This window comes from Enterobacter cloacae complex sp. 677-3DZ2D5B (assembly GCF_004136695.1).
GTDB classification, from domain to species: Bacteria; Pseudomonadota; Gammaproteobacteria; order Enterobacterales; family Enterobacteriaceae; genus Enterobacter; species Enterobacter hormaechei_C.
The window spans coordinates 849,103-863,495 of record NZ_QFLS01000001.1; the positions used below are offsets into that span (position 1 = coordinate 849,103).

Sequence of the window (14,393 nt, forward strand, 5' to 3'; positions counted from 1 at the left end):
CATTGAAGTGCTTCACCATAGCCCTCAGTTTATTTCGAAGCTCGAAAATAAGGGAGTACGAGGTGGTTGCTGATAGTCAGCCAGGGCATATCGATCAGATCAAGCAGACCAACGCGGGTGCCGTTTATCGCCTGATTGATCAGCTTGGTCCGGTTTCGCGTATCGATCTTTCGCGCCTGGCACAACTGGCACCCGCCAGTATTACCAAGATTGTCCGCGAAATGCTGGAAGCCCATCTGGTTCAGGAGACAGAAATTCAGGAGCCGGGCAGTCGTGGCCGTCCGGCGGTAGGGCTTGTGGTGGAAACGGAAGCCTGGCACTACCTGTCGCTGCGGATTAGCCGCGGGGAAATCTTCCTCGCGCTGCGCGACCTCAGCAGCAAGCTGGTGGTGGAAGACCGGCTGGAACTCCCGCTTAATGCAGAGCAACCACTTCTCGATGCCATTCTGACGCACATCGACCAGTTCTTTATTCGTCACCAGCAGCGTCTTGAACGTTTAACGGCGATTGCGATCACCCTGCCGGGAATTATTGATACCGAAAATGGCATTGTGCACCGCATGCCGTTTTATGAAAACGTCAAAGAGATGCCGCTGGGCGACGTGCTGGAAAACCACACCGGTGTACCGGTCTACATTCAGCATGATATCAGCGCCTGGACGATGGCGGAGGCGTTGTTTGGCGCTTCCCGGGGCGCGCGCGACGTGATTCAGGTGGTGATTGATCATAACGTTGGCGCTGGTGTGATTACCGACGGGCGTCTGTTGCATGCTGGCAGCAGTAGCCTGGTGGAGATCGGCCATACGCAGGTCGATCCGTACGGAAAACGCTGCTACTGCGGTAACCATGGCTGTCTGGAGACGATTGCCAGCGTCGAAAGCGTGCTGGAGCTGGCGCAAGTGCGGCTCAGCCAGTCGATGAGCTCCACGCTGCACGGTCAACCGTTGAGCGTCGAGGCACTGTGCGCAGCGGCAAGGCAGGGCGATCTGCTGGCGAAGGACATTATTACCGGCGTGGGCAATAATGTCGGGCGCATTCTGGCCATTATGGTGAACCTGTTTAACCCGCAAAAAATACTGATCGGCTCCCCGCTCAGCCAGGCGGCGGATATCCTCTTTCCGGCGATTTCCGCCTGCATCAATCAGCAGGCGCTTCCCGCGTACAGTAAAAACATCGTGGTCGAAAGTACGCAATTTTCCAACCAGGGCACGATGGCCGGCGCCGCGCTGGTAAAAGATGCGATGTACAACGGCTCGTTACTGATTCGTTTGCTACAGGGCTAACTCTTTTCCAGAGATGTACGAAAAATTGCGCTATCTCAAGCCCGGTAGCGCACGCATCCCGTAGACTTTCCCCACTGAATTATTTACCTGGTTTATATTTTGAAGCATACCCAAGAGGTGGAATGAGTCATGCTTAAGCGTTTCTTTATCACTGGTACGGATACGTCTGTCGGGAAGACAGTCGTATCCCGCGCGTTACTCCAGGCCCTGGCGGCAAGCGGTAAACGCGTTGCAGGATACAAGCCGGTTGCAAAAGGCAGTAAAGAGACGCCAGAAGGGCTGCGCAATAAGGACGCCCTGGTTCTGCAAAGCGTCTCGTCTCTGGAACTGCCTTATGATGCCGTCAATCCTATCGCGTTAAGCGAAGAGGAAAGCAGCGTCGCTCACAGTGGGCTTATCAACTACAGCCTGCTTTCTGATGGCCTGGCAAATCTGAGTGAAAAGGTTGACCACGTTGTCGTTGAAGGGACCGGTGGCTGGCGCAGCCTGATGAACGATTTACGTCCCCTTTCCGAATGGGTGGTGCAGGAGCAATTGCCGGTGATTATGGTCGTGGGCATCCAGGAAGGGTGCATCAACCATGCCTTGCTGACGGCGCAGGCTATCGCTAATGACGGCCTGCCGCTGATTGGTTGGGTGGCGAATCGTATTAACCCGGGCCTTGCGCACTACGCTGAAATCATCGACGTGCTGAGCAAAAAGCTGCCTGGCCCGCTGGTAGGCGAACTGCCTTATCTGCCCCGCGCAGAGCAGCGCGAATTAGCGCACTATATCGATCTCTCGGCTTTCGGCGGTATGCTGGCCGTAGATCGAGTCGTGGCGTAGCGTTCTCGACAATACCGACGCCACAACACAGGCAACCAGCAAACCGGGAAGTAAAAAATACTGCCCGGTCATCTCACAGACCATCAAGGCCGACATGATTGGCGCATGCGTTGTGGCGGCGAGCAGCGTCGCCATTCCCGCCAGCCCAAGCAGGATCGCCGTCTCAGAGCCAGGAAACCACAGCGCAAAGATCTGCGCAAACAGCATTCCCGTTGCCATACCAACGAACAAGGTTGGCGTAAACACGCCTCCCGGTGCGCCGGACCCGCTGCTTGCCAGCACCGCCAGGAGCTTGCAGATAAAGACGCCGGCAATTACCGACAGCAGCGGCGGCGACTGCAAAAACGCCTGAACCACGCTATAGCCATTCCCCCATACCTTCGGCGTCAGCAGCGACAGCAGCCCGACGATCAGACCACCCAGCGCCAGCTGCCACGGCGGTGAGAGTTTGAGACGCAGAAACAGCCTGTGGCTGGCCGCCATCAGCCACATCAGCAGCGGGCCGCAAACGCCAGCCAGCAGACCCACGCCAACGATCAGGAAATAATCCACCGCCGTAAGCATCTCGCTGAGATGGACATCATATAGCGTATTCGCGCCGGGACTTAACAGGCGGGTGGTCAGCAGGGCCACTACAGCGGCAATCACCACCGGGCCGAGGGAGGCCAGCATCAGCGTGCCAAACAGGATCTCTGCGATAAACAGGCTGCCCGCCAGCGGCGCATGATAGGCGCTGGCCATCCCGGCGGCGGCACCGCAGGCGATCCACAGTTTCCATTCGGATTTTGGCGTACAACGTTGTGCAAAAAAGGAGGCGGCGAGGGCGGCGAGCAGGATCATGGCACCTTCACGGCCGATGGCGCTGCCGCTGGCGACCACCAGCAACGACGCGAGGGATTTCACCAGGCTGGCGCCGTAGTCAAACTGGCCGTCACCCGTCTCAAGCGCTTCCATATAATCGGTCGGGGCGTGGGGACGTTGTGCCGTCATGCGCTGCCATCCCCACAGCAGCATCCCCGCGGCCAGACCACCCAGCGCAGGCGTCAGCGCCCGCCGCCAGGGCGATAACGCGGCTGCGGCGTTCACCAGACTTCCGCTTTCGTTGCTGAGAAATAGCCACTCCAGCAGATACATGCTGTGGCGGAACACCGCAACGGCCAGCGCGGCCAGCACGCCGGTGACGGTAGCAACCAGGAGACGACGAAACATCGCGCGGATGTCGGGGTAAGCGTGAAGACGTTGCATGGAGTCGTGATTTAACGGGGACGATACAATATTGTGGCGGGAAATCGGGAGGTTAGCAAAAGGTATGCGTGCGGATTCGGAAGGAAATAAATCGGAGTGTTACTACCTCAATAAATACAGATTAACCTTAAGGCTTTCTCAATGGGTAAGATATTGAAATATATTGTTTTTATACTGATGTGGAGGTGGTAGAATTGAATCTATTTTTCAAGGAATAGAGAATATATACCGATGGGATACCGTACCGATAATTATGGACGGGGGCAGGCGCTGGAAAATGACAAGACAACCACCGGCGCCAGATGTATTGCTTCCATCACGGACAGCACTGAATTTGGCCGCAGAATTCTCAGGGTAGGTGATAAAACGACCCCCTGTCCCAGATGCGGAAAACGGGGAGTGATCGTCACAGGTGAGCCACGCGTAAGTTTTCACGGTGTACCCGTAGCCGTTCATGGGTCAGAAGTACATTGTGGTTGTCCACCGGGTTCGAACAGGGTGGTTGCCCCGGCCGGTCAGTGGCTGGGACGTGGACGTGACCCGGTTGATGTTGCCAGGGAAGAACACGCCGCAAAGCTGGCAGATGAAAAGCTGGCCGAAGAAAAACGCAGGCAGGAGGAAAGGGAGCGTAGCCGGGTATTTGCAAAATCCTGTCTGCGCGGCGATGGCTGCAATGATGCCGGTGACCAGCGCGAACCCCACACTAATTTTGCCGATATGGCATTTTTTCAGGCCATGCCCGCCAGCGACTCCGCAACCGATTCAGATGCTCCGCAGCACGCACAGATTGCTATAAAGAAAAAGCCGGAAGAGATTTCCAGACCGAAGAAGCGCAGCGCTCTCTGGCGATGGTGGAACGGTAACCATGAGGAAATGGATTATCAGGCCACCGTTGCTGCTGCTGCATCAGCTGCACGGGCGCAGGCGGCCACGGCAGGCACAAGCCTGCTGGAGCTGGTAAGTGGCCGGGCACTGACCTACGGCACGTGGGCTGTGTGTGGCGCTGTTGCCGGACCGGGTGCACCCGTGGCAGGTCTACTGGTGGGGATGATGCCCGGCAGGCTGAATGACGGCGAACAGGACTTCATTGACCGTATGCGCCTGGAGCAGATGAACGAAGCCCCAAGCCGTGTTCGCTATACGTGGGAAAACGGCAGCAGGGGGAACCCGGTACCGCATGGCTGGCACACACCGCCTGGCCGGGATAGTGTGCGCGTCAGAAAAATGGAATATGACAGCAGGGTGCAGGCGTACACGTTTACCACCGAGGAAGACCCGCGCATCACCATCGTCTGGACGCCTGACCGGACAGATGAGAAAACGCCGTGGAATACCGGCAACCAGACACGGCCAGTGCTGCCGAAATCGGTGGTTGTTGACCCGCTGCCGGATAATACCGGTATAACGGCGACCACCAGCCCTACCCCTGAGGAAAAGAGTTTCGCAGATTACATACTGATCCTGCCGTTCCCTGACCTGCCGCCAATTTATATCTACCTGAGCAAACCGCCGGTGGAGTTTCTGGAGGTCGAGTTATACAGTGACTTTAAACGTCGTTCGCGGCAGGGGATTTATGAGGCGGATCATATGCCGTCAAGAGCTGCCGTTGATGCATATCTGAGAGCTAATTATCCGTTGTTAGACGATGATGAAATACTTGCGCTCACTGATAAAGTTGCTGCCATCGTGATCCCGAAAGAGATGCATCAAAAAATAAGCGAGACATATGGTGGACGTAATACGCCTACACAAATTGAGCTTGACTCGAGGAACCTCAGGGCAGCAGTTGACCGCAATCTGGATGCCATAAAACCGGCATTGAAAGAGCATGGAGCAACTGAAATCCAGATCGAAGAAGCAAGGGTAAAAATGCATAAAATAAACAGTGAAACGAGGTTGTACAAATGACGGTAAACGTTGAAGCGCTGATAAATAGTCTTGGTAAATCTTATCAATATATGCTTGATAAGGATTTAATTCCGTATAAATCTCCACCAAAAGGAGCTTCTGGTACGCCAACCATTAATCTCGAAATGGCTCAGGAAGGAATTTTTCTTTCTTTCTGGCGGGAGGGGCGGATATTGAAATCTGTCACACTCAGAATTCAGCACGAACCTGCGTCCAGTTGGACATTTCCTAATGAACTACCAGCACCTTTGCAGGTGTCTATGTCACGCAAATGGGTTAATGAAAATCTTGGTGAGCCTCTACGAAGTGCGCCGCCTTACGCTGTAATGAATAAGGATTATGGCTGGACAGACCTTTATGAGGTAAAGGATTACGATATTCCTACCAGTATGCAAATTAACTATGACGTAGCGGATAGCGTGAGGTCTATAACCTTCATGCCAACGTCAGAGCTTCGCTGGTAGGTGTATTCAGTAACGTAACAAGTGAACAGACGAAACCTGCCGATCCGTCCAGAAAGGTAGAAAAATGAAGAACATATATACCATTGATATTTACAGCAAACAGACGGAAGATTTACTTTTCGAAATAGAAGTCTCGTCTGAAAAAGCAGATGAAATGGTAGATATTTTAGGGTTAAAGGCTAAAGAGCGAGAGGAGTTTATGCGTGTTATTGGGGCTTATAATCTAAGCAAAAATCAGGCGCCTCGGTTCGAATTGTTAGTCGGAAAAAATTTTGTTTCAGATGATGCAACCTTGCAGATCTCTGGAGGAGGAATTTAAGTTCTTAACTATTTTTCCTTCCAGAATGTTTACGCGGCACGAAGGGCTATTATGTTTTAATAGCCCTTGATTCGGTCCTGATGGTTAAGTTTCGCTATGAATATTCAACGCCCGGCGCGTACGCCCTGAACTCAAATACTCCGCAATATAATCCTGGGATATCTCGCCGTTATAGCGTCCGTCCTCGTCCACAATCGGCATCCAGCTGGTGTTGCTCTCATACAGGCGAGAAAGCACCACGCGCAGGTTATCCTCGGCCTTACCGGTCATGCGGAACGGATGCAGAATATCCCCGCAGCTGCCGCTGGCGTTACGCGCTTCGCGGCGCTTCACAAAGCCGAGCGGTTTGCCGTGCTCATCAACCACGGTAATGGCGCGAATATCGTTGTCATCCATGGTGGCGAAGGCCTCCGGCAGCGGCGTCGATTCGCGTACCGTAATGGTAGGCTGCTGGTCGGTGACGTCGCCCGCCGATACCAGCAGCAGGCGTTTCAACGTCCGGTCCTGACCAACAAACGAGCCAACAAACTCATTCGCCGGTTTCGCCAGCAGCTCGTCCGGGCTGGCGCACTGCACGATACGTCCCTGACGGAAGACGGCAATACGGTCGCCCAGCTTCAGCGCTTCGTCAATATCGTGGCTCACCAGCATCACGGTCTTTTTCAGCTTGCGCTGCATCTCCAGGAACTGGTTCTGGATCACCTCACGGTTGATCGGGTCGACCGCGCCGAACGGTTCATCCATCAGCAGGACCGGAGGATCGGCTGCCAGCGCGCGGATGACGCCGATGCGCTGCTGCTGGCCGCCGGACATTTCACGCGGATAGCGGTGAAGGAATTTATGCGGATCCATTGCCACCATATCCATCAGCTCTTCGGCACGGGATTTACAGCGTGCTTTGTCCCAGCCCAGCATGCGCGGCACGACGGTAATGTTCTCTTCGATGGTCATGTTCGGGAACAGGCCAATCTGCTGGATCACGTAGCCAATGTTGCGGCGCAGGGTCACGGTGTCCATTCCGCTGGTGTCTTCGCCGTTAATCAGGATTGTCCCGCTACTTGGCGTAATGAGACGGTTGATCATCTTCAGGGTAGTGGTTTTCCCGCAGCCGGACGGGCCGAGCAGCACGCACATTTCCCCTTCAGGCACGTTCAGGTTGACGTTGTCGACGGCCTTAAACGTCTGGCCGTGTTTCTGTGAAAATTGTTTGGTGAGGTTTTCCAGTTTTATCATTATCGAATCCCCTTCGGAGTCAGTACCACCTGCAAACGGTGCAGCAACCAGTCGAGCACAATCGCTAAAAGACAAATCATCAGCGCGCCCGCAATCAACATACGAATATCACTCCCGCCAATACCGTTAAGCAGCAGCAGGCCCAGACCGCCCGCGCCAATCACGGCGGCAATCGCCATGACGCCAATGTTCATCACCACGGCGGTGCGGATGCCGCCAAAAATCACCGGCAGCGCCATCGGGATTTCCACCCAGCGCAGACGCTGCCAGAAGGTCATGCCGATACCGCGTCCCGCTTCTCGCAGGCCCGGCGGCAGGCTGTCGAGCGCCGTATGGGTGTTACGCACAATCGGCAGCAGCGAATAGAGGAACACCGCAGTAATCGCGGGCAGGGCGCCAATGCCCTGACCGATCAGCGAAAAGAGCGGGATCATCAGGCCGAAAAGCGCAATTGACGGGATGGTGAGCACAATGGTGGCGATCCCCAGCACCGGCGTTGCCAGCCATTTATGGCGGACAATTAAAATGCCCAGCGGCACGCCAATCACAATCGCCAGGCCGACGGCGAGCGCCACCAGCCACAGGTGTTGCAGCGTCAGGGTTAAGAGATAGTCCCAGTTGTCGAGAATATAGTGAATCGTCTCCATAGCGCCTCCTACAGCAACTGTTTGCTACGCAGGAAATCACGGGCGACCTGCTGCGGTGACTGATGGTCGATATCCACCTTCTTATTCAGGTCGGTGATAACGTCGTTATTGAGCTGGGCTGAGAGGGTGTTCAGCGCCTCCTCCAGCCCCGGGTTCGCCTCCAGCGTGTCTTTACGTACAACTGGCGTCACGGCATAACTCGGGAAGAAGCCTTTATCGTCTTTCAGCACTTTGAGGTCGAAGCCCTTCACGCGCCCGTCGGTGGTGTAGATCAGCCCCGCATCGACAAACCCGTCGCGTACCGCGTTATAAACCAGTCCCGGATCCATCTGGCGGATCTGCGGGCGGTCCAGCGTCATGTTGTAGGCGGCCTGCAACGGTTTCATCCCGTCGCTACGCCCGGCAAACTCCAGGTCAAGTCCCAGCAGCCAGTTGTTATCCGGATCGGTTTTACGGATCTGTTCAATCTTCGCCACCATCTCAGACATGGTGTTGATATGTTCAGCCTCGGCACGCTTGCGCTGCATGGCAAAGGCATAGGTATTGTTCATGTCGGCAGGTTTGAGCCACACCAGACCGTGCTTCGCGTCAAGACGTTTCACCGTCTCGTAAGACTCCTGCGGCGACATGCGTTTGTTGATGTGGTTGAAGATGATCAACGACGTGCCGGTGTACTCCCAGGTCATATCAATCTGCTTGTTGATCATCGCGTTACGGGAAATCACCGTTGCAATATTGGTCTGCGGCTGCACCTGAAACCCTTTCTTTTGCAGATACTGCACGGTCATGGCTGAGAGAATGTGCTGCTCGGTAAAGCTCTTGGTTGCCAGGATCAGCGGCGCGGCGAGCGCCTGGCTGGTGAAGAGCGCGGCGGCGCATAGCGCCGTCAGGCCGGAAAACAGTCTCATAGAAGCTCCTTGTTATAATTATCGCGCGAGATGCGGGCTCAGTAGTCGACCCAGTGCCGCCAGCAGCGTATCCAGAATCAGGGCGAACAGGGCGGTGGCCGCCGCGCCCAGGATCAGCGTCGGAAAGTCATTCAGATAGATCCCAGGGAAAATCAGCTCGCCGTAGCTGCTGGCGCCAATCAGGAATGCCAGCGGTGCGGTACCGACGTTAATCGCAGTGGCAATGCGAATACCAGAAAGCATCACCGGCCACGCGTTAGGGATCTCAACCTGACGCAGGCGCTGCCATTTGGTCATGCCGATACCGTTTGCCGCTTCCAGCAACGACGCGGGAACAGAGCACAGCCCGGCATAGGTGTTACGCACAATCGGCAGCAGAGAGGCCAGAAAGAGGGCGATAATGGCCGGTTTATCACCGATGCCAATCACCACCATCGCCAGCGCCAGAACGGCCAGCGGCGGCAGGGTGTTACCCACGTTAAAGATTTGCATCACATATTCGGCGATACCACGCGCGGCTGGACGGCTCAGCAAAATACCGCTTGGAATGCCCACCAGCAGGGCAAAGAACATTGATGAAAAGACCAGAATCAGGTGCTGTTGCCCGAGGTAGATCAGGTCAACCTGGCGCGCCTTAATCGTCTCCAGTCCAATTCCCCAGGTGAGGAGAGCGAGAACCACGATAATCGCGCCGACAAAAAGCAGCGAACGTTTAAGTAATGGGTGCATTGCGGTGTGTCTCCCTGTGCGCATGCGTTATAGCAACCACCGGTTGCCTGTTGTTATGCCATGTTTCGGCAGGGGTACTTCACCTATAGCAAGCGAAACGGAAGGGTTCCAGCGAAGGGGGTAAAACAGTAACCCTATGAAATTAGTGACAACCTGGGTGAAGCCTTATGGCATAAGGGCTGTCAGTGGGCAGGCAGAATAGTCTTAAAGAAGCACGCCTTACGTGACAATGTCACGTAAGGCGTGCTGATTAAACCTGTCGACTAAGCGCGGCGCGCACTTTTCGTACCCGCCACGAGATGCGGACGATAGAGAAGGCGGTGACGACTACCAGCAGCAGGCCCAGCGCCAGCATCGCGTGGAATCCAAACTCTCTGAACAGGATCAGCCCCGCGATACCTCCGCTGATAAAGGAGAAAAGGGTAGTTAAATGGGTTTTGAGCTGACTCTTTTGCGCGGCCGTATCTTTGGAATAATCCCGGCGCATCATGGCGACCATAACGGAGGCCAGCGAAATGCCCGCATCGGTCAGCGTGCCGGTGATGTGTGTGGATCTTACCCGTCCACCGGATAGCTGAGTGGAGGTGGAATTATGAATTCCCATCAACCCGCACAGGAAAATAATAATCTCCTGATTCGTGGCAAAGGAGTGAAAATACATTTCGTACAGGGATACCCCTGCCAGTAATAGCCCTTCAACAAACAGAACCTGGCTGAATACCAGCCTGATGTTATGGATAATCCCCCAGATAACAATAATCCGCGCAGCGATGGCACCTGAGACAAACGAAAGAATAATGGTGCCGAAGAAAAGAATATCGCTGAGATCGGTGGAGGAAACTTCGCTGGATAGCTGCGAGGTATTGCCCGTCATATGCGAGGGAAAAAAGCCGAACGCGCCCAGCGCAATGGCATTCAGCAGTCCCGCAGAGGTCGCCAGCCAGAGGGCAAGACGACGATCCTCCTGATGCGTTCGTTCTTTCTTTAATTTAATCAGCAAAGAATACCTCCGGTTTGAGCTTTGCCTGAACGCTCAAGCTAACAAAGCGATGTCGCTGGCTGACCAGGATATTGCTTAATTATTATTTCAACGGGAGGAGTGCGAGGTTTTGTAATTAAATAAAATAACCTTGTTAATATAATGCTTTATTGCTGATGACGCGAGCAGACTGGCGGGCATAAATACCGGCCCAGTATGCATGCTCGCTGGAGCGGGATGGGATTTGATTCAGTGTAGACATAGATGTAATTCACAACGACGAGAAGAGAAGCCAGCATCTGGTCGCCGCTGTTCCTGGGAATGTACAGATCGCCAGCCAGGGTGATCCCGTATCGGTTCTCGAAAGTCACCTTGCGGTGGTCGACTTTATCGCTCTCGGCGAAGGTCTTATCTCATGTTGTCACCATCGAAACGCGGGCGTCAGGATTTCGTGTTTCTTACTAATTCATTGTTTTAACTCAACTTAATGATGCGCATAGCAGCACGGCGGACAGTTTGGTGAATATTTTCATTCGACGCTGGCGTCCGGCTGGGGCCGGATGATTGCCGTGCGCATCACGCCCGATATGGAGATGGCTGTGGTTGCCGCTCCGGCGCATTTTCGGCGCTATGGTTTTCCGCAGACGCCCGCCGATCTGGATGCTCATCCCTGCATTGCCTACCAGTTCGCCGACGGTAACCACTATCAATGGGAGCTTGTGCAGGATGGGAAGCGAGTGACTCACCGCCCGGAGGGGCAATGGGCCTTTTCCGACAGCTACATGGAGGCCGAAGCGGCCCGGCTGGGACTCGGGCTGGCCTATGTCCCGGTTGAGCTGGTGGCTGACGATCTGGAGCGTGGCACGCTTATACGCGTCTTACAGCGCTACAGCCTGCGGATGGACGGACTGTACCTCTATTATCCACACCGCAACGTATCCCCGGCGCTGAGAGCGGTGATTGATACGCTGAAAATTTAGGGTGCCTCTTCGCTACGGTCTATACAGCCCCTGCGTTTGTGATACGCTACTATTTTATATAGCGCAGCTCAACTAAGGCTCTGAAATGACAAAAATAACGCCAGAATATACGGTAGTTGACTTATCACGTTGGGCAAGAAAGGAACACTTTGAAGTATTTCAGGGCTTTGCTCAATCTACATTTAACCAAACGGTTCAGCTGGACATTACCGTGCTGCTAAAGCATATCAAAGAGGTTGGCTGGAAATTTTATCCTGCGATTATTTCCCTTATTTCTCACGTCGTAAACCGGCATCCGGAATTCCGTATGGCCATGAAGGATAATGAGCTTGTAATATGGAATGAGGTGCATCCCAGCTATACCCTTTTCCATAAAGAGACGGAGACGTTTTCATCATTATGGAGTCACTTCGACGGGAATATTCATCACTTTCAGAACGTTTATGCAGAAGACGTTTCTCGCTATGGTGATAATCTTGCCTACTGGCCCAAAGAAGAGTCCCGGGAGAATATATTTTTCATATCTGATATTCCGTGGGTCAGTTTTAGCAGTTTTAACGTCAACGTCGCTAACATGCGGAATTTTTTTGCGCCCATGTTCACGTTTGGAAAATACTATAACCAGGATGAAAAAGTCTTGTTGCCTTTCGCCGTTCAGGTCCATCATTCTGTTTGTGATGGCTTCCATGTAGCCAGGATGATCAACGAGTTGCAAGAGTTATGTGATAATTTACCACACCATTCAGAGGCGCCGAACGTGTGATTCACGTGTTTTTAACATACGTCTGACGAGAGGAAATGCTGTAACCAAATTTTACGCCAGAACAGATTAAAATGTTCAATCGCATTGTTTTCGAGAAGATCGAAATAATGCATGATGAAGCCGCGAGCCGTTTCCGGCCCGCGGCGGCATGACAGGTGATGAGTCGTTCTGACGATCAGGCGGCTTTGACGGCCCGGATTTTTTTGCTGCTATCCGCATCTGATGCTGTTTTATCCGTTGCAGCATTGAGCTCGGGAAGCTTGCTGGTACGCAGGATATGCTGCACGGACTCTTTCTGCTCGGCGAGATACAGACCAAGGTTTTCCGCCTGCGTTTCATCCATCTGCATTCCGCTTTGCAACAGCCAGTCGGTAAACGCTTCTGCCATATCGAGCAGTTTGTCGTGAGCGTCAGCCTCTTTCTTACTGGCAAATGTCATTTTTTCTTCACCTTTTCTTACGACAACAAATTTTGTTTCAACAGCCATTGTGCACCCCCGTATACTGTAATTATATACAGTATAGCAGTTGTGACGTTGTGTTGCAGCAAAAATGTGCGAGCCTGGCCTGCACAACGGGTGGACAAGCCAGGTGCTGTTATCGGTACAGCGTTTTTTCGGCAATCGGGATCAGCAAAGTGGACTGCCATTCCGCCAGCGTCAGCTGGGCAAGTTTACCCAGCGCGGTGTAGAACGGATGGGCCGCGTTTTCAACGAATACGCTAAGGAAACGCGTGCTCCATGGCAGCAGATGCCAGGCAAGAAGCTGGTCGCGTTCTGTTTCGCGACCGTTCTCGGCAAGCCATGCCGCCAGCATCAGCAACGTTCCGAAATGATCTTCAGGCTCATTCTGCTGCATCTCAAAGGCGATATGGTTTTCACGCATCCACTGACGCAACGCGAGGGTCGAATCGCCAAACAGCACTGACTCGCGATCAAGCCAGACCGAGCCCCACGGGGGGGCGGGCAGGGCATACGGGCCAATAAACAGACGCTGCCAGGCGTCTTTCAACGCTTCATCCGATGGGGTCTTAAACATACTGGCGACAGGCAGCAGGTTTTCCTCCGCCAGCGGCCAGTCCTGAACCCAGTCACCTGCGGTCAGGGCACTCACCAGCGGCGCGGTCTGCTCGCTGTCTGGGGCGAAATAAAACAGCGCGCCCAGTACCCGGGCGCTGAACGCGAACGATTCGCGGTGTGAGACATCATTCATTACAACTTTCCTTACTTGCGCGCGGGTAGCCCCGCGCACCTGTGTTAACCTGCAATTGCTAACCCTGCGGTCATATGCAGACCATAAAATAGCCCACGGCCAATCAGTTCACCCAGCGCCACCAGAACGACACCTGCAAACAGGCCGAGCGTTTTTGGCTCCTGACGACGAATAAGCGGGCAGATCCAGCAGCCTAAACCCGCCGCCAGCAACGCGATGCGCCATACCTGAAGCGAACCATAATCTGGCAGCAGGGCGCTGGCCTGCTGGATGGAACTCTGTATCGTCCCCAGCGTATTGCTTTGCAACACGACGACCGCCACGCAGACGATAATTGCCAGTACGCTGACAGACGCGGCAAGAGTACCTTTGAATGTCACGTTTGCGACGCGTAGCAGCAGCGCGGCCAGCAGAGGACCAGCAAGGACCATCGTCAGGAAGAAGCTCAGCGTGGTGTAACCCGTATACCAGGTCGGGACAGTCTCTATCTGATAGACCCGGGTCATCGCCCAGACAAAAACGATACCCAGAAGCTGGCTGACAACCAGCCAGATTTTGCCCAAAGCTGGAGGCATTTTACCGATAACCGACACCAGCCACCAGAAACCGCCCACGGCAAAGAAGATCGAACCCGCCGCGATCTCATTACTCAGCGCTGACGCGCCCACGCGGTTAAGCGAGTTGAAGGCACGCAGCGGGGAGCCAAGATGCAGCACCGAAGCCATAAACCCAATACCCATTACCAGCCAGAGAAAAAACAGGCTGCGCACGATGCGCATTCTGGCCTTGTCATCATTTTCCTTAAGCCAGACGAAGCCCATCACGATTAACGCGCCGGCCACGCACTGCCCGAAAACGGTGAAGATCACCAGCGGCCATTCATGCCATCCACTTCCCAT

At 54.2% G+C, this 14,393-nt stretch carries 15 protein-coding genes and 2 pseudogenes; 7 read left to right on the forward strand and 10 right to left on the reverse strand.

Annotated elements, in window-relative coordinates:
• Positions 1 to 62 precede the first annotated feature (62 nt).
• Entirely contained in the window at positions 63 to 1,283 is a 1,221-nt protein-coding gene (gene mlc, locus DD597_RS04250; protein ID WP_003857451.1) for a sugar metabolism global transcriptional regulator Mlc, read from the forward strand.
• Positions 1,284 to 1,412: 129 nt separating this feature from the next.
• Entirely contained in the window at positions 1,413 to 2,108 is a 696-nt protein-coding gene (gene bioD, locus DD597_RS04255; RefSeq protein ID WP_015570628.1) for a dethiobiotin synthase, read from the forward strand.
• On the opposite strand, the gene clcB is transcribed toward bioD, so the two are convergent.
• Entirely contained in the window at positions 2,043 to 3,353 is a 1,311-nt protein-coding gene (gene clcB / locus DD597_RS04260) for a voltage-gated ClC-type chloride channel ClcB (RefSeq protein ID WP_129255974.1), read from the reverse strand. The genes bioD and clcB overlap by 66 nt on opposite strands.
• A 231-nt stretch (positions 3,354 to 3,584) precedes the next feature.
• Here clcB and DD597_RS04265 point away from each other — a divergent pair, with 231 nt between their 5' ends.
• The 3 genes from DD597_RS04265 (at position 3,585) to DD597_RS04275 (ending at position 6,044) form a co-directional block, all read left to right on the forward strand.
• Complete coding sequence (locus DD597_RS04265; RefSeq protein ID WP_129255975.1) at positions 3,585 to 5,261, forward strand: S-type pyocin domain-containing protein; 1,677 nt, start codon at positions 3,585 to 3,587, stop codon at positions 5,259 to 5,261.
• Complete coding sequence (locus DD597_RS04270) at positions 5,258 to 5,725, forward strand: DUF6392 family protein (protein ID WP_045332231.1); 468 nt, start codon at positions 5,258 to 5,260, stop codon at positions 5,723 to 5,725. The genes DD597_RS04265 and DD597_RS04270 overlap by 4 nt, the downstream gene beginning before the upstream one ends.
• A 64-nt stretch (positions 5,726 to 5,789) precedes the next feature.
• Entirely contained in the window at positions 5,790 to 6,044 is a 255-nt protein-coding gene (locus tag DD597_RS04275; RefSeq protein WP_045332233.1) for a hypothetical protein, read from the forward strand.
• 84 nt (positions 6,045 to 6,128) lie between these two features.
• Here DD597_RS04275 and osmV read toward each other — a convergent pair whose 3' ends face one another.
• From osmV to DD597_RS25095, 6 genes and pseudogenes are all read right to left on the reverse strand, one after another.
• A complete protein-coding gene (gene osmV, locus DD597_RS04280; protein WP_062932622.1) occupies positions 6,129 to 7,277 on the reverse strand; it encodes an osmoprotectant ABC transporter ATP-binding protein OsmV in 1,149 nt (382 codons plus the stop codon).
• On the reverse strand, positions 7,277 to 7,924 hold the full coding sequence (gene osmW / locus DD597_RS04285) for an osmoprotectant ABC transporter permease OsmW (RefSeq protein WP_022647970.1): 648 nt from the start codon (positions 7,922 to 7,924) through the stop codon (positions 7,277 to 7,279). The genes osmV and osmW overlap by 1 nt, the downstream gene beginning before the upstream one ends.
• Before the next feature lie 8 nt (positions 7,925 to 7,932).
• A complete protein-coding gene (gene osmX, locus DD597_RS04290) occupies positions 7,933 to 8,832 on the reverse strand; it encodes an osmoprotectant ABC transporter substrate-binding protein OsmX (protein WP_129255976.1) in 900 nt (299 codons plus the stop codon).
• An 18-nt stretch (positions 8,833 to 8,850) separates the two neighbouring features.
• Positions 8,851 to 9,561, reverse strand: coding sequence for an osmoprotectant ABC transporter permease OsmY (osmY, locus tag DD597_RS04295; RefSeq protein WP_003857442.1), 711 nt, complete (start codon positions 9,559 to 9,561; stop codon positions 8,851 to 8,853).
• Between the two features lie 250 nt (positions 9,562 to 9,811).
• Positions 9,812 to 10,561: a YoaK family protein gene (locus DD597_RS04300; protein ID WP_050871162.1), complete on the reverse strand. Its 750-nt coding sequence runs from the start codon at positions 10,559 to 10,561 to the stop codon at positions 9,812 to 9,814.
• Between the two features lie 257 nt (positions 10,562 to 10,818).
• Positions 10,819 to 11,010 (reverse strand): annotated as a pseudogene (locus DD597_RS25095) (alpha/beta hydrolase); the annotation flags it as partial.
• Positions 11,011 to 11,072: 62 nt separating this feature from the next.
• Between DD597_RS25095 and DD597_RS04310 the strand changes: the two are divergent.
• Positions 11,073 to 11,520: pseudogene (locus DD597_RS04310) on the forward strand (LysR substrate-binding domain-containing protein); the annotation flags it as partial.
• Between the two features lie 85 nt (positions 11,521 to 11,605).
• Positions 11,606 to 12,283 (forward strand): type A chloramphenicol O-acetyltransferase, encoded by a 678-nt coding sequence (gene catA, locus DD597_RS04315; RefSeq protein ID WP_022651054.1) that lies wholly within the window; start codon positions 11,606 to 11,608, stop codon positions 12,281 to 12,283.
• A gap of 175 nt (positions 12,284 to 12,458) precedes the next feature.
• Here the strand turns inward: catA and DD597_RS04320 are convergent, their stop codons facing one another.
• The 3 genes from DD597_RS04320 to DD597_RS04330 all read right to left on the reverse strand — a co-directional run bounded on the left by DD597_RS04320 (position 12,459) and on the right by DD597_RS04330 (position 14,393).
• The gene (locus DD597_RS04320; RefSeq protein WP_032634159.1) at positions 12,459 to 12,770 is read right to left on the reverse strand and encodes a YebG family protein; all 312 of its coding nucleotides are present in this window, start codon (positions 12,768 to 12,770) and stop codon (positions 12,459 to 12,461) included.
• A 109-nt stretch (positions 12,771 to 12,879) separates the two neighbouring features.
• Positions 12,880 to 13,494: a Tat proofreading chaperone DmsD gene (gene dmsD / locus DD597_RS04325; RefSeq protein WP_015570619.1), complete on the reverse strand. Its 615-nt coding sequence runs from the start codon at positions 13,492 to 13,494 to the stop codon at positions 12,880 to 12,882.
• A 44-nt stretch (positions 13,495 to 13,538) separates the two neighbouring features.
• Positions 13,539 to 14,393, reverse strand: coding sequence for a dimethyl sulfoxide reductase anchor subunit family protein (locus DD597_RS04330; RefSeq protein ID WP_045343453.1), 855 nt, complete (start codon positions 14,391 to 14,393; stop codon positions 13,539 to 13,541).